The organism is Sphaerotilus natans, assembly GCF_900156335.1.
GTDB classification, from domain to species: Bacteria; Pseudomonadota; Gammaproteobacteria; order Burkholderiales; family Burkholderiaceae_C; genus Sphaerotilus; species Sphaerotilus natans.
In genome coordinates this window covers 125878-143403 of record NZ_FTMZ01000003.1, presented here as the reverse complement: position 1 = coordinate 143403, position 17526 = coordinate 125878, and the positions used below count along the sequence as shown (strand labels likewise).

Annotated in this window: 14 protein-coding genes; 9 read left to right on the top strand and 5 right to left on the bottom strand. The window is 69.9% G+C overall.

Annotated features, from left to right (window positions below):
* Positions 1-7 precede the first annotated feature (7 nt).
* The 4 genes from BW996_RS03890 to BW996_RS03875 are packed head-to-tail and all read left to right on the top strand — an operon-like array spanning position 8 to position 4587.
* Complete coding sequence (locus tag BW996_RS03890) at positions 8-1186, top strand: hypothetical protein (RefSeq protein ID WP_037482775.1); 1179 nt, start codon at positions 8-10, stop codon at positions 1184-1186.
* Positions 1187-1189: 3 nt separating this feature from the next.
* Complete coding sequence (locus BW996_RS03885; protein ID WP_081838154.1) at positions 1190-2410, top strand: glycosyltransferase family 2 protein; 1221 nt, start codon at positions 1190-1192, stop codon at positions 2408-2410.
* 60 nt (positions 2411-2470) lie between these two features.
* Positions 2471-3580 carry a Gfo/Idh/MocA family protein gene (locus BW996_RS03880; protein ID WP_051632008.1) on the top strand — a complete coding sequence of 370 codons (1110 nt, stop codon included), beginning with the start codon at positions 2471-2473 and terminating at the stop codon, positions 3578-3580.
* On the top strand, positions 3577-4587 hold the full coding sequence (locus BW996_RS03875; protein WP_037482777.1) for an NAD-dependent epimerase/dehydratase family protein: 1011 nt from the start codon (positions 3577-3579) through the stop codon (positions 4585-4587). The genes BW996_RS03880 and BW996_RS03875 overlap by 4 nt, the downstream gene beginning before the upstream one ends.
* Here BW996_RS03875 and BW996_RS03870 read toward each other — a convergent pair.
* Together BW996_RS03870 and BW996_RS03865 are read right to left on the bottom strand one after the other, a co-directional pair.
* Positions 4572-5876 (bottom strand): DEAD/DEAH box helicase, encoded by a 1305-nt coding sequence (locus BW996_RS03870; protein WP_037482779.1) that lies wholly within the window; start codon positions 5874-5876, stop codon positions 4572-4574. The genes BW996_RS03875 and BW996_RS03870 overlap by 16 nt on opposite strands.
* Positions 5877-6179: 303 nt before the next feature.
* The gene (locus tag BW996_RS03865; RefSeq protein WP_051631545.1) at positions 6180-7295 is read right to left on the bottom strand and encodes a glycosyltransferase; all 1116 of its coding nucleotides are present in this window, start codon (positions 7293-7295) and stop codon (positions 6180-6182) included.
* Between the two features lie 96 nt (positions 7296-7391).
* On the opposite strand from BW996_RS03865, the gene BW996_RS03860 reads away from it, so the two are divergent.
* The 3 genes from BW996_RS03860 to BW996_RS03850 all read left to right on the top strand — a co-directional run bounded on the left by BW996_RS03860 (position 7392) and on the right by BW996_RS03850 (position 13354).
* Positions 7392-9092, top strand: a complete 1701-nt coding sequence (locus BW996_RS03860) for a right-handed parallel beta-helix repeat-containing protein (protein WP_037478257.1) — start codon at positions 7392-7394, stop codon at positions 9090-9092.
* Positions 9093-9589: 497 nt separating this feature from the next.
* Positions 9590-11284 carry a right-handed parallel beta-helix repeat-containing protein gene (locus tag BW996_RS03855; protein WP_037478255.1) on the top strand — a complete coding sequence of 565 codons (1695 nt, stop codon included), beginning with the start codon at positions 9590-9592 and terminating at the stop codon, positions 11282-11284.
* Positions 11285-11728: 444 nt separating this feature from the next.
* Positions 11729-13354, top strand: coding sequence for a hypothetical protein (locus BW996_RS03850; RefSeq protein ID WP_139330734.1), 1626 nt, complete (start codon positions 11729-11731; stop codon positions 13352-13354).
* A 22-nt stretch (positions 13355-13376) separates the two neighbouring features.
* Here the strand turns inward: BW996_RS03850 and BW996_RS03845 are convergent, their stop codons facing one another.
* Both BW996_RS03845 and BW996_RS03840 read right to left on the bottom strand, forming a co-directional pair.
* A complete protein-coding gene (locus BW996_RS03845; RefSeq protein WP_037478300.1) occupies positions 13377-14171 on the bottom strand; it encodes a LytR/AlgR family response regulator transcription factor in 795 nt (264 codons plus the stop codon).
* A gap of 32 nt (positions 14172-14203) precedes the next feature.
* On the bottom strand, positions 14204-15235 hold the full coding sequence (locus BW996_RS03840) for a sensor histidine kinase (RefSeq protein ID WP_241461819.1): 1032 nt from the start codon (positions 15233-15235) through the stop codon (positions 14204-14206).
* Positions 15236-15353: 118 nt separating this feature from the next.
* Here BW996_RS03840 and argH point away from each other — a divergent pair, with 118 nt between their 5' ends.
* Positions 15354-16796, top strand: coding sequence for an argininosuccinate lyase (gene argH, locus BW996_RS03835; RefSeq protein WP_037478253.1), 1443 nt, complete (start codon positions 15354-15356; stop codon positions 16794-16796).
* A 9-nt stretch (positions 16797-16805) separates the two neighbouring features.
* Positions 16806-17144, top strand: a complete 339-nt coding sequence (locus BW996_RS03830) for a YkgJ family cysteine cluster protein (protein ID WP_037478251.1) — start codon at positions 16806-16808, stop codon at positions 17142-17144.
* A 15-nt stretch (positions 17145-17159) separates the two neighbouring features.
* Here BW996_RS03830 and BW996_RS03825 read toward each other — a convergent pair whose 3' ends face one another.
* Complete coding sequence (locus BW996_RS03825; protein ID WP_037478249.1) at positions 17160-17513, bottom strand: translation initiation factor Sui1; 354 nt, start codon at positions 17511-17513, stop codon at positions 17160-17162.
* Positions 17514-17526: the final 13 nt, after the last annotated feature.

Below are 17526 nucleotides of genomic sequence, written 5' to 3'. Positions count from 1 at the left end.
GACTCCGATGACGCTCGTCCATGTGCTTGTCGTGCTCCTGCTGCTGCTGTGCGCCGCGGTCGTGCTGTTCATCCGCCAGCGCAACATCCAGGAATGGCTGTTCAGCTACCTGAAGCAGGACTGGCGCGCCCCGGTGCCGCCGGGCACCACGAAGCATGTGATGTTCTGCTTCGTCGACCACTACGAGCCGATGTGGAAGCAGCCGGACTACGCCACCGAATGCCGCCGGGTGGCCCGCTGGCGTCAGGAGTACCCGGCGCTGTGCGACCAGTTCCGCGATGCCGACGGCCGTGGCCCGATCCACAGCTTCTTCTATCCGGAAGAGGAGTACCGCCCCGAGCATCTCGATGCCCTGGTGGAGATCTGCCGCATGGGCTACGGCGAGATCGAGATCCACCTGCACCATGACAAGGACACCGAGGCCGGCCTGCGCGAGAAGCTGCGCCGCTTCACCCGCATCCTGGTCGATCGCCATGACGCGCTGCCGGTCGATCCGGTGACGAAGCAGCCGCGCTGGGGCTTCATTCACGGCAACTGGGCGCTGGACAACTCGCACCCGCACGGCTTCGGCTGCGGCGTCAACAACGAGCTGATCGTGCTGCGCGAGGAAGGCTGCTACGTCGACTACACCTTCCCGGCCTCGCCGGACCCGTGCCAGACCTCGACGATCAACAAGATCTACTACGCCAAGGACGATCCCGAGCGCTGCAAGTCGCATGACACCGGCATGCGGGTGAAGGCCGGCGGCAAGCCCTGGGGCGACCTGATGCTGATCCAGGGCCCGCTGGGCTTCAAGTGGAACGACCGCAAGTTCGGCATCATCCCGCGCATCGAGAACTCCGACATCCGCACCAGCTGCCCGCCCACGCCCGACCGGGTGGACGCCTGGATCGAGACCGGCATCCATGTCGAGGGCAAGCCGGAGTGGATCTTCGTGAAGATCCACACCCACGGCACCCAGGAGCGCGACATGGACACGCTGCTGGGCGAGCCGATGCGCCGCTGCTACGAGCACCTGCATGCGAAGTACAACGACGGCCGCGAGTGGAAGCTGCACCATGTCAGCGCCCGCGAGATGTACAACATCGTCAAGGCAGCCGAGCAGGGCCTGCCCGGCGAGCCGGGCCAGTACCGCGATCTGGTCATCCCGCGCCCGGGCTACCGCCCGATGCCGGCGGGGAACTGAGCGGTGATCGAGCTGCTGCTGGCCATCGTCGCGATCGGAGGGGTCGTGGCGGTGGTCTACTCCTATGCCCTCTACCCGCTGGCCCTCTTTGTCGTCGGCGCGATCAGCCAGGGCCTGCGCGACGTCGCCTTCGTCTTTCGCAAGAGCGAGCGCCGGCTGGAGATGCAGCGCACGGCCGCCGGCACCGAGCCGGACTGGCCGCCGGTGGCCGTCGTCATCTCGGCCTACAACGAGGAACGCCACATCGTCTCGCGCATCGAGAACCTGCTGGCGCTCGACTATCCGGCCGACCGGCTGCGCGCCTACATCGGCTCGGACGGCAGCCGCGACCGCACCGCCGAGCTGATGCGCCGCTTCGCGCACGAGCCGCGCCTCGTCGCCCTGCCCTTCGAGCAGAACCGCGGCAAGGCCAGCGTGCTCAACGACCTGGTCTCGCGCACCACCGAGCCGATCGTCGTCTTCTCCGACGCCAACACCTACTTCGAGCGCGGCGCGCTGAAGAAGCTGGTCTCGCGCTTCGATGATCCGAAGGTGGGCGGCGTCACCGGCGAGCTGCGCCTGCTGGGCAACGCCGGCGGCGACAACCAGGACAGCCTGTACTGGCGCATCGAGCAGTTCCTGAAGTTCTTCGAGGCCCGCATCGGCGCGCTGCTGGGCGCCAACGGCGCGATCTACGCGATCCGCCGCGCGTTGTGGCAGCCGATCCGCCCGGACACCATCTGCGACGACTTCGTCATCGCGATGAACGTCTCGGCCGGCGGCCACCGGCTGGTCTACGAGCCCAAGGCCTGGGCCGAGGAAGACACGCCCGAGGCGATCGGCGAGGAGGTCAAGCGCCGCATCCGCATCGGCATCGGCAACTTCCAGGCGCTGGTGCGCCATCCGCAGTACCTGACGCGCACCTCGGCGGCGACCGCCTTCGCCTATGTGTCGCACAAGGTGCTGCGCTGGACCGCGCCGCACCTGCTGCTGCTGGCGCTGGCGGCGTCGGTCGCGCTGGCGGTGCAGACCGGATCGACCGGCTGGGCACTCTACGCGGCCGGGCAGGCGCTGGCCTATGCGGCGGCCTGGGCGGGATGGCAGATGAGCAGCCGCGGCGCGAAGCTGCCGACGCTGGTCAAGCTGGCGGCCTTCCTGTTTGCACTGAACTGGGCCTTCCTGGTCGCGTCCTGGCGCTACGCGACCGGCCGCTACGCCGGAAGCTGGGGCCGCACCAGCCGCTGAGCCGCGGAGAGCGGCTTCGACGAACAGAACAATCGTGTTTCTCTGCGGGAGCGAGATGTGTTGAGGGTAGGAATCATCGGCTGCGGCAAGATCGCCGACGGCCATGTCGAACAGATCCGCGCCATCGGCCGCGGCGAGGTGGTCGCGGTCTGCGACCGCGAGCCGCTGATGGCCGAGCAGCTGGCGGTGCGCATGAAGATCCCCGGCCGCTATGACGACGCGGCCGAGATGTTCGCCAAGGAGCGTCTGGACGTGGTGCACATCGCCACGCCGCCGGACTCGCACCTGTTCCTGGCGAAGATGGCCTTCGCGGCGGGCTGCCATGTGTTCATGGAGAAGCCCTTCGCGCTGACCGCGGCGCAGGCGCTCGAGATCCTGAAGCTGGCCCGCGAGGCCGGCCGCAAGGCAGGCGTCAACTACCTCTACAACTACGAGACCCCCGGTCTGGAGCTGGAGGCGCTGCTGCAGAAGGGCGAGCTGGGCGAAGTCGTCCACCTCGACACCAACTACGGCTACAACCTCTCGGGCGACTACGGCCTGGCGGTGATGACCGACCCCGGCCACTGGGTGCACCGGCTGCCGGGCAAGCTGTTCCACAACGTGCTCGACCACGTGCTGGCCAAGGTGGTGCCCTTCCTCGGCGACGAGATCGACACCCGCGTGCTGGCCTTCCGCCGCCGCGGCCCCACCGGCTCGGCCATCGTCGACGCGATGCCCGACGAGCTGCGCTTCATCCTGCGCAGCGGCGGCGTGACCGTCAGCGGCAACGTCAGCGCGCATGGCCGCCCGGTGCCGCACACGCTGAAGGTGGTCGGCACGACCGACTCGGTCGAGCTGGACTACACCGCGCGCACGCTGATCCGCGCCTCGCGCTGGGCCGCGCCCAGCGCGCTGGGCCGCCAGTTCATGGCCTGGACGCAGGCCAGGCAGCTTGCCGCCAACGGCCGGCGCAACATCGGGCGCTTCCGCAGGTACGAATTCCACTACTTCCAGTGCATGCGCGTGCTGCTGGAGCGCTTCTACGACGCGGTCGAGGGCCGGGGCGCCGACCCGATCCCGCCCGAGCAGATCCTGCGCGTGTGCCGCGTCATCGACCAGATCGTCGAGGGCGTCGACGCCTGCATGGCCGACCCGAAGAACTCCACCTCCGCCACGGAGGCCCGCGCATGAAGATCCTCCTCACCGGCGCCGGCGGTTTTCTCGGCAAGCAGATCACCCGCAGCCTGCTGATGGCAGGCCAGAACGACCTGCGGCTGCACTTCCGCAACCGCGCCCCGGCCGGCCTGATCGAGTCGCTGCAGAAGGAATTCCCGCAGGCCCGACTGGAAACCGCAGGCGCCAACCTGATCGCGCGCGGCTCCTTCGACGCGATGCTCGAGGGCGTGGACTGCGTGATCCATGCCGCCGCCGGCATGAAGGGCGCCGCGGCCGACATGTTCGCCAACACGGTGATGGGCAGCCGCAACGTCTTCGAGGCCTGCGGGCGCGTCGGCACGAAGCGCATCGTGCTGATCAGCTCCTTTGCGGTCTACAAGACCGACGCGATGAAGCCGGGCGACACGCTGGGCGAAGACACCCCGATCGAGCCTGTGGGCGTCGACAAGGGCCCCTACGGCTACGCCAAGACCCGCCAGGAGCACATGTTCCTGGACTTCGCCCGGCAGTACGGCTTCGAGACGGTGATCCTGCGCCCGGGCGTGATCTACGGCCCCGGCGGCGGCGCGCTGTCGCCGCGCGTCGGCCTGAAGGCGATGGGCTTGTTCGCCAGCCTGGGCAACGGCGCGCTGCTGCCGCTGACCTATGTCGAGAACTGCGCCGATGCGGTCGCCCGCGCCACGGTGCACGCGCCCAGCGGCAGCGCCTTCGCGGTGGTCGACGACCAGATCCCGACCTGCCGCCAGTACCTCGACGGCTACCTGAAGAACGTGCAGAAGATGCGCGTCGTCACGCTGCCCTTCAGCCTGTTCCTGTGGGTGTCGGGCAAGCTGGTGGCCTACAACCGCAAGTCCAAGGGCCAGATGCCGGCCGTCTTCACGCCCTATGTCGTGAAGTCGATGTACACGCCGATCCGCTACAGCAACGACGGTCTGAAGAAGATCGGCTGGACGCAGCGCGTGCCCACGCCCGAAGGCCTGAGCCGCACCTATGCGTGGCTGAAGGCTCAGCTGCCGCGCTGATCCGGATCCGGCGTCACGCGGGTTGAAGCGGCGGCCGCAGCGGCCGCGCGCAGCTTGTCCTTCTTGCTCATGCGCCGGCCCTTGATGCCGCCGGCGGCCTGATCCGGCGTGGCCGTCTCGGTGGGTTCATAGCCGGGGAGCTGCTCGCGCGGCACGCGCCGGCCCTGGCGCTTCTCGATCAGACGGAAATGCGCCTCGGTCGCGGCGCTGACGAAGCTCACCGCGGTGCCGCTCAGGCCGGCGCGGCCGGTGCGGCCGATGCGGTGGGTGTAGTCGTCGGTCGAGCGCGGCAGGTCGAAGTTGACCACCGCCGGCAGCGCCGGGATGTCGATGCCGCGTGCGGCCAGGTCGGTCACCACCAGCACCCGGATGCGCCCGGCGCGGAAGGCCGCGAGCACGTCGGCGCGGGTGCCCTGGCTCAGCTCGCCGTGCAGCGCATGCGCGGGCACGCCCTCGCGGCCGAGCTTGTGCGCGACCAGCTCGGTGGCATGGCGGGTGGCGACGAAGACCAGCACCCGGTCCCAGCCGTGCGTCTTGAGCAGGTGGCGCAGCACGCCGGTGCGCCGGCCGGCGTCCAGCGCGATGGCGCGCTCGTGGATGTCGGGATGGCCAGACGCCGTGCCCTCGCCGGCCTCGCCCGCGACCGGGCCGCCCGGCGCGATGTCGATGCGCACCGGCACGCGCAGCAGCGCATCGGCCAGCGACTGCACCGCCTCGGGGAAGGTCGCCGAGAACAGCAGGTTCTGCCGGCGCGCCGGCAGCAGCGCCAGCACGCGCGTCAGCTCGTCGGCGAAGCCCAGGTCAAGCAGCCGGTCGGCCTCGTCGAGCACCAGCGTGCGCACATGGTCGAGCCGGATCGCGTTGTGATCGACCAGATCGAGCAGCCGGCCCGGCGTGGCCACCACCAGCTCGGTGCCGCCGCGCAAGGCCATCATCTGCGGATTGATCGACACGCCGCCGAACAGCACCGACACCCGCGGCGGGTCCGGCATCAGCCGCGCCAGATCGCGCAGCAGCTCGCCGGTCTGCATCGCCAGCTCGCGGGTCGGCACCAGCACCAGCCCGTGCGGCGCGCGCGGCCAGGCGCGGGTGGCGGCCAGATCGGCCTGCAGCAGCGCCAGCGCGAAGGCCAGCGTCTTGCCCGATCCGGTCGGCGCCGAGACCTGCAGGTCCGCGCCCGAGAGCGCCGCCGGCACCGCCTGCGCCTGCACCGGCATCGGGGCCGCGAAGCCGAGTTCGCGCAGCGCACGCTGCAGGGGCGGCTTCAGGCCGAGGGAATCAAATGACATGGGCAGTCCAGCAAGGGGCGCGACAGGGGGACGGGATTGTCGCAGCCTGCGGGTGCATCGACACGCGCAAGCGCCACGGCCCCGTCATGCCCGCATCTCCCCTCGTCATGCCCACATCTCCCCTCGTCATGCCCGCGCAGGTGGGCACCCACGAGAAAGCACGGCAGCGGCATGCGTGGGCCCTCGCCTGCGCGAGGGTGACGAATCGGCGGCCGGGCCCTCGCCTGCGCGAGGGTGACGGATTGGCAGCTGGGCCCTCGCCTGCGCGAGGGTGACGGATTGGCGGCCGGCCCCTGAGCGTGCTCACCGCCCCCGAGCGCGCTGATAGAACGCGCTGCACGTCCTGTAAAGCGCGCCGATCGAGGCGTGTTCGCTCACCCAGTCGCAGGCGGCCTGGCCCAGGCGCTCGCGCAGCGCGGCGTCGGCCAGCAGCCGCTCCAGCGCGGCCTGCAGCGGCTCGCCCTGGTCGGGCGGCACCAGCAGGCCGGTCTCGCCGTCGCGCACGATCTCGGGGTTGCCGCCCACCGCGGTGGCGACGATCGCCAGCCGGGTCGCGCAGGCCTCCAGCAGCGCGATCGACAGGCCCTCGGTCAACGAGGGCATCGCGAAGATGTCGAAGCCCGGCGTCAGGTCGGCCACGTCCTTGCGCTGGCCGGTGAAGACCACCCGCGCGGCCACGCCCGCGGCCTCGGCCTGCGCGCGCAGCTCGGCCTCCAGCGGGCCGGAGCCCACCAGCGCCAGATGCAGCGAGGGATGGCGCTTGAGCAGCGCCGGCATCAGCGCGATCAGCAGCCGGTGGTTCTTCAGCGCCACCTGGCGGCCGACCGCGCCGATCAGCAGCGCGTCCTCGGGCACGCCCAGGCGCTCGCGGGCAATGCGGCGGCGCTCAAGCGTCCAGCGGAAGCGCTCGACCGGAATCCCGTTGAGCACCGTGGTGGCGCGCTCGGCCGGCACCAGGCCGTCGCCGACATAACGGCCATGCACCTGCGAGCCCACCATCGCCACGCCGCGGGTGTGCTTGAGCGACCACATGAAGTACTGGCGCAGCCGCTTCTCGCGCTCCAGCCGGAAGCCCATGTCGTGCAGGCTGCAGACCTGCACCGGGCCGCCGAGCATCGTGCGGATCGCCGCGGCGGCGTGGTAGTTGGGCACGAAGTTGTGGGCATGCACCAGCTCGATGTTGCGCCAGGCCATGGCACGGCGCAGCCGCAGGATCAGCCCGATGTCGAGGCCGTCGCGCTTGTGGCCGACGATCACCTCGACGCCAGCGGCCTCCAGCTCGGGCTTGAGGCCCTCGGTGGCCAGCAGGCTGAAGACGCAGACCGTGTCGCCGCGGCGCTTCTGCTCGATCGCCAGATCGGTGACCACCCGTTCAAGTCCGCCGAACTCGAGCGAGTCGACGATGTGCATCAGCCTCATGAAATCCTGTCCTCTCCCTGTGCCAGGGGGTGCTTGTGGCGCGGGATGTTAGCGCAGCACTGCGGCAAGATCGGGGTTCGACAGGAGACCGTCCGCATGCCCTTGCCCGCCCCCCGACTGCTCGGCCTCGGCCTGATCAGCCTGACCCTGCACGGCCTGCCGCAGGCCCAGACCGTGCGCGTGCCCACCGAGCACAGCGGCCAGCCCGCCGCCGGCTGGCCCAGCGCCGAGTCCGGCCGCTTTCTCGACAGCGCGCCCGCGCCGGTGGCCACGCCGGACACGCCGAAGACGCCGGTCGCGGCGGCCAGCGCGGCTGCTGCTGCACCGCAACAGGACGGCCCCTGGCCGCCGCCGGTGTCCGAGCCGGCCAGCGCCGACGGCTGCAGCACCGCGCTCACCGGCAGCGGGCGCACCTTCCATGTCGGCCCGGGCCAGACCTTCACCGAGCTCGACGAGGTGCCCTGGCTGTCGCTGCAGGCCGGCGACGTGGTCAACATCCATCACCGCCCCGAGCCCTACCGCACCAAGATCGGCCTGCGCGCACAAGGCCGCGCCGACGCGCCGGTGGTGCTCAACGGCGTCACCGACGCGCAGTGCCGCCGCCCGGTCATCAGCGGCGAGAACGCCACCACCGCCCGCGACGCCGCCGCCAGCGGCTTCTTCAGCAAGCAGTACAGCGAGCCCTACGGCCTGATCTTCATCTACAAGTCGCGCGAGCAGGCCTGGGGCAGCCGGCCGCGCCACATCCGCATCCAGAACCTGAAGCTCACCGGCGCGCACAAGGACCGGCGCTACACCGGCATGGACGGCCAGAGCGGGCGCTACGTCGCCGGCGCCGCAGCGATCTACGCCATCGTGGTCGAGGACCTGACGGTCGAGAACTGCGAGATCACCGGCAACGGCAACGGCATCTTCGTCAACAGCCGCTCCGACGAGGAATCCAGCCGCAATGTCTTCATCCGCCACAACCGCATCTGGAACAACGGCAACGTCGGCAGCTGGCTGGAGCACAACCTCTATGTGCAGACCGCGCGCGCGCTCTACGAGGGCAACGACATCGGCCAGCTGATTCCCGGCGCACGCGGCTCCTCGCTGAAGGACCGCTCCAGCGGCACGGTGGTGCGCTTCAACCGCATCACTGCGGCGGCGCGTGCGCTCGATCTGGTCGAGATCGAGGGCGGCGTGCGCCCGGTGCGCGAGGACCGCCACTATCCGGACGCCTGGGTCTACGGCAACCTGATCCTGAACGACCTGTCGCTGCCGGGCTCGGGTTCGGTCAAGCTGATCCACTGGGGCGGCGACAACGACGAGCGCCATTTCCGCAACGGCACGCTGCATTTCTTCCACAACACCGTGATCCACAGCGGCACCCAGCAGCAGGCCTGGTACATGGCGCTGTTCGACATGCCCGGCGCCCGCCAGACGGTGCGCGCCACCGGCAATCTGATCGTCAATCTGGGCAGCACCCAGATGCGGGTCGGCCACCAGGCCGGCACGGTCGAGTTTGCCGGCAGCAACTGGATCTCGCGCGACTGGGCCCAGGCCGGCCCGGACTCGGTCGTGCGGGTGCGCACCAGCGGCGCGCAGCTGTTCGAAGGCCCGCCGCCGGCGATCAGTCCGACCAGCGGCCGGATGCGCACGCCGCTGGCACGTCTCGATCAGCCCGCCGGCGATCTGCCGACCGACTCGGCCGGTCAGCCGCTGCGCCTGAGCCACCAGATCGGGGAGGAACGCGGTCTGACCAGACGCCCGGTGCGCGGCCGCGGCCCCGATCTGGGCGCGGTCGAACAGCCTTGAATATCAGGAACAGGCTGATCTGAACAATTCATCTCAGCCGAAGCCGGAAATATTCCGCATCGTCGATCGAATGAATTGCGGGGTATTTCCGGCCAGTTGTAATCACGCGGCCAGAACCCGTACACGAAAAACCCGGGAGGACCCCGCCCCGCCCCCCGAAACAGACGTTCGCCCCGGACAGCGCCGGGTGCGCATTGCATCACACCCGCCCGAACCGAGCTGAAAACACGTCTCCGACGCTGAAAAACCCGCGCACAAGGGATTTTCCTGATTTCTCATTACCGGCCACCCCTGTTTCAGGGCGCCGAAGTTACACACCACGCAACTTGCTTACCGGCAGCCCCTGGCGGCCTGCCTACCTTTCGCTCCGTGAATTTCGCCCGGCACTGAACCCCCGCATCCAGATGCCGACATCCATCAGGGGGAAATGACAGTTTTTCAGATCAGGAGATTCTGTCGTCTTCTCCGGCTCATTTCCGGCTCGAAAGGTTGTCTCCATGTTTCATTCCGCCTTCGCCCCTGCGAATTTCGCATCCCGGGGCCTGCTGACCGGCCTGGCCGGACTGGCGGCAGGCAGCGCAGTTCTGGTCCTGGCGGCCGCGCCAGCCCAGGCGCAGACACAGACCCTGGTCGTGTCCAGCCGTGCCGGGGCGGCCAGCACGCTGACGCGCACCATTTCCGCGCCGCCCGGCGTGCTGGCCACCGGCAGCACCCGCAGCACGGTGGCCGCCGCGGCGCTGGGCCTGACGCCCTGTCAGCCCTCGGGCAAGGGCCGGGACTTTCCGGTCGGACCGGGGCTGGCCTACACCGCGCTCGACCAGGTGCCCTGGGAAAGCCTGAAGGCGGGCGACACGGTGCGCATCCACCCCTCCAGCACGCCCTATCGGGGCAAGTTCGCGATCGTCGCGCAGGGCACGGCGGACGCGCCGGTGCGCATCTGCGGCGTGCGCGGCACCGACGGCACACGCCCGGTCATCGACGCCGATGGCGCCACCACCCGGGCCGCGCTCTCCGGCCTCTACGGCTCGAGCACCTACGCCCGCGACATTCACCAGGACCGCAGCCTCATCGTCATCAAGTCGGACCCAGCCCAGGGCTGGACCGCCTACCCGCGCCACATCCGCATCGACGGCCTGAAGATCACCGGTGCCCATCCGAGCCGCAGCTTCCGCAATGCCGCCGGCGCGGTGCGCAGCTATCTGCCCTTCGGGGCCTGCGTCTGGGTCGAGCGCGGGCACAACATCTCGATCGTCGACAACGAGATCACCGACTGCCAGATGGGCGTGTTCAGCAAGTCGACCGACGACGGCGACTTCGCGGTGACGCGCAATCTGTACATCGCCGGCAACCGCTTCGCCGGCCACGGCATCGTCGGCAACGTGCACCAGCACAGCACCTACACCCAGAGCATCGGCACGGTGATCGAGTTCAACCGCTACGAGCCGCTGCGCCCGGGCGCGCTGGGCAACGGCGTCAAGGACCGCTCGGCCGGCACGGTGGTGCGCCACAACCGCATCGAGGAAGGCTCGCACGCGATCGATCTGGTCGAGGCCGAAGATTTCCCGCTCACCGCGATGGCCACGCCCGCCTACCGCAACACCTTCGTCTACGGCAACCAGATCATCAAGACCGGCGACACCGGCAGCGTCATCACCTACGGCGGCGACCATTTCGGCAGCCAGGCCGGCGCGACCTGGGGCGAGCCGATCTTCCGCAAGGGCACGCTGCACTTCTTCCACAACACGCTGATGCTCAAGGGCACGGCGGCCTGGGTGTTCCGCATCGCCACCACCGAGGAGAAGGTCGAGGCCTGGAACAACGTCATCCACTTCGCCCCGAGCATCCGCGAGAAGAACATGCGCATGGACCGCGAGGTGGCCGCACCGTGGATCGGCGGGGGCATCGTCAACCTCGGGCGCAACTGGATCAGCAGCGGCTGGCAGGACTCGGACCTCTGGCACAAGGTGCGCGGCCAGCTCAATCTGGTGGAGCCGCAACTCGGCGACACGACGCTGCCCTTCGATGCCACCTCCTTCCGCCCGGTGGCCGGCTCAGCGCTGATCGATGCGGGCAAGCGCAGCACCGCCTCCCCGGTCAACCTGGTGCTGAGCCATCAGATCGACACGCTTGGGCTGCCACAGCTGCGACGCATGAGTGGCCTGACCGACGATCTTGGCGCGGTCGAGCGATGAGCCTGCGATGAGCTTCCGCCGAGCCGCTGGCGGGGCTGCGGCGCTGCCCGCCCCCCACCAGCGGCCGATCAGTTGCAACCTCATGTAGGGGCACCCGCCCGCAGGTCGTACCGGCATGAAGCGGACAGGCCACCCCAGGGACGCGGCGGCTCGCCGCACACTTCAAGATACTTCACACGACCGACATGATGTCCGTGAAACAATTCACGAATAAATTGATTTGATGCGCAGGCAAATCACATCAATGTTTCACTAATTCCCTTTTTACACCCCCCGTTCGCGGGGGGTGTCATTTTGTGCATGACAGTTACATGCACGGGAAATGCTTACCCTGCTCGACCCGGCCGTCCCTATCGTCGCGGACCTGCGGCGCCGACGTCTCGTCGGCGAGGACGATCCACGACAACGAACACTGAAACAGGCAAACGGCCCATGGACAGCATGATGGACAAGACTCGGGCGCGGCGCGTGCGCATGCTCTGGGCAAGCACCGCCCTGGCGCTGGGCGCGGCCCTGGCTGGCTGCAGTGGTGGCAGCGAAGACACCAGCTCGGGCGGCACCACGCCGAGCCCCTCGCCCGCGCCGACCCCGACGCCGCCAGTCGAGACCCTGGCGCTGGGCGCCTGCGAAGCCTCCGGCAAAGGCACCGACTACCAGGTTGGTCCGGGCAAGACTTACACCGCGCTCGACCAGGTGCCCTGGGAGAGCCTGAAGGCCGGCGACACCGTCCGCATCTTCTATTCCTCGACGCCGTACAAGGGCAAGTTCCTGGTCGCGGCCCAGGGCACGCAGACCGCGCCGGTGCGCATCTGCGGCGTGCGCGGCCCGAACAACGAGCGCCCGATCATCGAGGGCAATGGCGCCACCACCCGCAGCGCGCTGCTCAACGCCTACGGCAACACCGCCGAGACGCAGGACATCCACCAGACCCGCAGCGTCATCGTCGTCAAGGCGCTGGCCAACGGCACCTACACCGACTACCCGACCTGGATCCAGATCGACGGCCTGAACATCCGCGCCGCCCATCCGAGCTACACCTTCACCGACGCGTCCGGAGCCACGAAGAACTACGTGCAGTTCGGCGCCTGCGTCTGGATCGACCGCGGCCAGAACATCCTGATCGCCGACAACGAGATCAGCGACTGCCAGATGGCCATCTTCAGCCGCTCGACCGATGATGGCGACTTCATGGTCACGAAGAACGTCCGCATCGCCGGCAACTACCTGTGGGGCCACGGCATCGCCGGCAGCGACCGCGAGCACACCACCTACACCCAGAGCGTCGGGCTGGTGATCGAGTTCAACCGCTACGGGCCGCTGCGCACCGGCGCGCTGGGCAACGCGGTCAAGGACCGCTCGGCCGGGCTGGTGGTGCGCTACAACCGCATCGAGGGCGGCGCGCGCTCGATCGACATGGTCGAGGCCGAGGACTTCCCCGTCACCGCGACCGCGCTGGCGGCCTACCGCAGCACCTTCGTCTACGGCAACCAGTTCAAGAAGAACGGCGACGACGGCAGCTTCTTCCACTACGGCGGCGACCACTTCGGTGCCCCGGCTGGCGCGAACTGGGGCGAGTCGCTGTTCCGTCAGGGGGTGCTGTACTTCTTCAACAACACCGTGCACGGCACCGGCGCGAACGCGCGCCTCTTCCAGATCTCGACGACGCTGGAACGGGTCGAGGCCTGGAACAACGTGTTCTGGTTCGACGCCTCGGTGACCTCGCTGAACCTGCGCCAGGCCGAGAACGACTCGCTCTCCACCAGCTACACGCCCGACGGCATCCTGAACTTGGGCGTGAACTGGATCCGCAGCGACTGGACCGACACCGACGTGTGGCACACGCTCAAGGGCCAGGTCATCGGCACCACCAACCTGCTGACCGGCAGCAGCGCGCCCTTCGACACCAGCAGCTTCGTGCCCAACGCCTCGAGCACGATCATCGATGCCGGCCAGGCCGGGCCGAGCGCGGCCAGCGCCTACGGCGTGAACTACCAGCTCGACAGCAGCTACGCGCCGGTGGCGCGCACCGTCAAGGGCGCTGCGATCGACCTGGGCGCCACCGAGCGCTGAAGCCCGGCGGGCGGGGCGGCGCTCACAGCCCTTCGGCCGCCAGCAGATCGCGCACGGTGGCCAGCTGGCGGCGCGACACCGCCAGCCACTCGTCGGTGGCGGCGATGCGCACCGCCCAGACCTCGCTGGCCTCGGCCTCGCCGCGATCGTCGCTCCAGCGCCGCCGCTCCAGCGCCGCCACCGCATCCAGCGCCACCAGCGCGTTGCGGTGAATACGCAGGAAGCGGCGTCCCAGCCGCTCCTCCAGCTCGGCCAGCGACTCGTCGAGCAGCAGCGTGCGGTGGGCGGTGCGCAGCGTCACGTATTTCTGCTCGGCCTTCAGGTAGAGCACCTCGGTCAGCGGCACCCGCAGCAGCTCGCCGCGCTCATGCACCACGATGACCGGCACCACGGGCGCGGGCTCGGCCAGCGGCGCCGGTGCGGTCGCCGTCCCGCCGCCGCCCAGACGCTGTGCCACCCGCGCCAGCGCCTCCTGCAGCCGCAGCCGGCGCACCGGCTTGGTCAGGTAGTCGACCGCCTCGACCTCGAAGGCCGCCAGCGCGTGCTCGGCATGCGCCGTCACGAAGATGACCCGCGGCGGCTGCGGCATCGCGCGCAGCCGCGCCGCCAGCGTCAGCCCGTCCATGCCGGGCATGCGGATGTCGAGCAGCACCACATCGGCGGCATGCAGCGCCAGCCAGTGCAGCGCCGCGGCCGCGGTGGCCGCCTCGCCGACCACCTGGGCGGCCGGATCGACGCAGTCGGCCAGCAGGGTGCGCAGCCGCAGCCGCGACAGCTCCTCGTCATCGACCAGCAGCACCCGCAGCGGCGTCGTCATGTCCATCTCTGCAGCCCCTCCTTCAGTCCGGCTCAGTCCGGCAGCGCGATGGCGACGCGCACCCGGAAACGCCCGCCATCGATCGCGCCCGCCTCGAAGCGCACGCCCAGGTCATGCAGCAGCATCAGCCGCTCGCGCACATTGCGCAGCGCCATGCCGTGGCCGCGGCGCGGGCGACCCTCGCCCAGCGGATTGGTGACCGTCAGCAGCGCCATGCCGTGGCGCACGCCAGTGCGGATGACGATCTCGCCACCCTCGGTCGAGGGCTCGATGCCGTGCTTGACCGCGTTCTCCACCAGCGGCTGCAACATCAGCGCCGGCACGCGCGCCCGAGCCGCCTGCGCATCGAGCTGCCAGCGCACCCGCAGCCGCGCGCCGAAGCGCACCTGCTCGATGGCCAGGTAGCGCTGCGCCAGCTCGATCTCCTGACCGAGCGTGACCGGCGCATCGGCGCTGGCCAGCGCGGCGCGGAACAGCTCGGACAGGTCTTCGAGCACCGCCTCGGCGCGCGCCGGGTCGATCTGCACCAGGGTGATGGCGCTGTTGAGCGCGTTGAACAGGAAATGCGGCCGGATGCGCGACTGCAGCTCGGCCAGCCGCGCCTGGGTGCCGGCGGGCAGATTGAGGCGCTCGCGCAGGCACAGCACCTGCCAGACCGCCACCGCCAGCGCCACACCACTCAGCGCAGCAGACAGTGCGGTCAGCGCGCCCGGCTCGACCTGCTCGAGCCAGCGCAGCTCTGCCCAGGCCCCCAGCGCGCACAGCAGGCCGATCAGCCCCATCAGCACGGCGGCCGGCATCGGCGCCAGGCGCGCCAGCCGCGGCCGCAGCGCACAGCCCGCCAGCAGCCAGACCAGCGTGGCCGGCAGCACCGCCACCACCAGCACCGACAGCTCGCCCAGCAGTCCGGCCAGATCGCCGCCCCGCAGCCCCAGGCCCAGCGCCAGCACGCCGTGCACGAACAGCACGGTGCGCAGCACCAGCCCGCCCTGGCACAGCACCGGCACGGAACGGGGCGGCAGACCGGCGGATTCACCGGCACTGGCAGACGGGGACGGACTCACGGGCGCGCGCTCTCTACAATCTGCGCCATTGTCGCCCGGCCGGCCCGCTTGCGCGGGGCTGCCGGGCGTTTCTGCCACTTCCGGTCGATCTCCGCCCGGACTCCCGACTGCCCCTCCGATGAGCCATCCCGCCTCCGACAACCAGCTCGACAAGAAGGCCCAGGCCTGGTCCGCCCTGTTCTCCGAACCGATGAGCGAGCTGGTCAAGCGCTACACCTCCAGCGTCTTCTTCGACAAGCGCCTGTGGCGCGCCGACATCGCCGGCAGCCTGGCCCACGCCGAGATGCTGGCCGCGCAGGGCATCATCAGCGCGGCCGACCTGGCCGACATCGAGCGCGGCATGGCGCAGATCCGCGCCGAGATCGAGGCCGGCAGCTTCGAGTGGAAGCTCGACCTGGAGGACGTGCACCTCAACATCGAGGCGCGCCTGACCACGCTGGTGGGCGATGCGGGCAAGCGCCTGCACACCGGCCGCAGCCGCAACGACCAGGTCGCCACCGACGTGCGCCTGTGGCTGCGCGACGAGATCGACGCCACCGCCGTGCTGCTGGCCGACATGCAGCGCGCCCTCGTCTCGGTCGCCGAGAAGAACGTCGACACCATCCTGCCGGGCTTCACCCACCTGCAGGTCGCGCAGCCGGTGAGCTTCGCGCACCACCTGCTGGCCTATGTCGAGATGTTCGCCCGCGACGCCGAGCGCCTGGCCGATCTGCGCCGCCGCGTGAACCGCCTGCCGCTGGGCTCGGCCGCGCTGGCCGGCACCAGCTATCCGCTCGACCGCGAGCGCGTGGCGCGCACGCTGGGCTTCGAGGGCGTGTGCCAGAACAGCCTGGACGCCGTCTCCGACCGCGACTTCGCCATCGAATACACCGCGTTTGCCTCGCTGGTGATGATCCACGTCTCGCGCCTGGCCGAGGAAATCGTGGTCTGGATGAGCCAGAACTTCGGCTTCATCAACCTCTCGGACCGCTACTGCACCGGCTCGAGCATCATGCCGCAGAAGCGCAACCCGGACGTGGCGGAACTCGCGCGCGGCAAGTCGGGCCGCGTCATCGGCCACCTGATGGGCCTGATCACGCTGATGAAGGGCCAGCCGCTGGCCTACAACAAGGACAACCAGGAAGACAAGGAGCCGCTGTTCGACACGGTGGACACCGTCAACGACACGCTGCGCATCATGGCCGAGATGATCGGCGGCGAGGTCGCGGCCGACGGCTCGCGCTCGGGCGGCCTGACGGTCAGGAAGGACGCGATGGAGCGTGCCGCGCTGCGCGGCTACGCCACCGCCACCGATCTGGCCGACTACCTGGTCAAGAAGGGCCTGCCCTTCCGCGACGCGCACGAGGTGGTGGCGCACGCGGTCAAGGACGCCATCGCGCTGGGCCAAGACCTGGCCGAGCTGCCGCTGGAGACGCTGCAGGGCTACGACGCGCGCATCACCGCCGACGTGGCCGAGGCGCTGACGCTGGCGGGCTCGCTCAACGCGCGCTCGACGCTGGGCGGCACCGCGCCGGTCCAGGTGCGCGCGCAGATCGCCCGCCACCACGCCCGCCTGGGCTGAGCGCCCGCCATGAGCTCGCCCGCCGACAACCCCTGCCTCACCTGCGGCGCCTGCTGCGCCAGCTTCCGGGTCGACTTCTCGCCCGAGGAGCTGCAGTCGCGCGGCGGCTGCGTGCCCGACGGCCTGGCGGTCGAGCTGGGCGACACGCTGGCGCGCATGCGCGGCACCGACCACGCCCGGCCGCGCTGCGCCGCGCTGGTCGGCACCGTCGGAGAAAAAGCCGGCTGCGGCATCTACGAGTGGCGCCCCGGCCCCTGCCGCGAGTTCGGCATGCTCGCGCCGCTGGGCCGCGGCGACGAGGCCTGCGCGCGCGCCCGGCTGCGCCATGGGCTGACGCCGCTGGACTGAGCAAGACCGACCGGATCAGCTTCCCGCGCGCTTGACCGTGCGGCCGCGCTGCTGCAGCCAGTCGATCACCTTCGCGACATGGTCGCCCTGGATCTCGACCACACCGTCCTTGACGGTGCCGCCGCTGCCACACGCCGCCTTCAGCGCCTTGGCCAGCGCCGTCAGCGGCTCGCCCGCCAGCCCCAGTCCTCGCACCACGGTGACCGTCTTGCCGCCCCGGCCCTGCTTCTCCCGACTGACCTTGACCACGCCGTCGGGCGTTCCCGAGACGAGCTCCGCGCGGCAGAGGCACTGCAGCATCGGCTGGCGACAATCCGGGCAGACGCGGCCGGAATCGGTGGAGTAGACAAGGCGGGAATCGGCAGGCATGAAGGATCAGGCA

What these genes read in the sequence shown, in the direction of transcription:
- BW996_RS03890 (WP_037482775.1), top strand. Translation starts at nt 8, where the DNA reads ATGACGCTCGTCCATGTGCTTGTCGTGCTCCTGCTGCTGCTGTGCGCC.
- BW996_RS03875 (WP_037482777.1), top strand. Translation starts at nt 3,577, where the DNA reads ATGAAGATCCTCCTCACCGGCGCCGGCGGTTTTCTCGGCAAGCAGATC.
- BW996_RS03870 (WP_037482779.1), bottom strand. Translation starts at nt 5,876, where the DNA reads ATGTCATTTGATTCCCTCGGCCTGAAGCCGCCCCTGCAGCGTGCGCTG.
- BW996_RS03865 (WP_051631545.1), bottom strand. Translation starts at nt 7,295, where the DNA reads ATGAGGCTGATGCACATCGTCGACTCGCTCGAGTTCGGCGGACTTGAA.
- BW996_RS03860 (WP_037478257.1), top strand. Translation starts at nt 7,392, where the DNA reads ATGCCCTTGCCCGCCCCCCGACTGCTCGGCCTCGGCCTGATCAGCCTG.
- BW996_RS03855 (WP_037478255.1), top strand. Translation starts at nt 9,590, where the DNA reads ATGTTTCATTCCGCCTTCGCCCCTGCGAATTTCGCATCCCGGGGCCTG.
- BW996_RS03850 (WP_139330734.1), top strand. Translation starts at nt 11,729, where the DNA reads ATGGACAAGACTCGGGCGCGGCGCGTGCGCATGCTCTGGGCAAGCACC.
- BW996_RS03845 (WP_037478300.1), bottom strand. Translation starts at nt 14,171, where the DNA reads ATGACGACGCCGCTGCGGGTGCTGCTGGTCGATGACGAGGAGCTGTCG.
- argH (WP_037478253.1), top strand. Translation starts at nt 15,354, where the DNA reads ATGAGCCATCCCGCCTCCGACAACCAGCTCGACAAGAAGGCCCAGGCC.
- BW996_RS03830 (WP_037478251.1), top strand. Translation starts at nt 16,806, where the DNA reads ATGAGCTCGCCCGCCGACAACCCCTGCCTCACCTGCGGCGCCTGCTGC.
- BW996_RS03825 (WP_037478249.1), bottom strand. Translation starts at nt 17,513, where the DNA reads ATGCCTGCCGATTCCCGCCTTGTCTACTCCACCGATTCCGGCCGCGTC.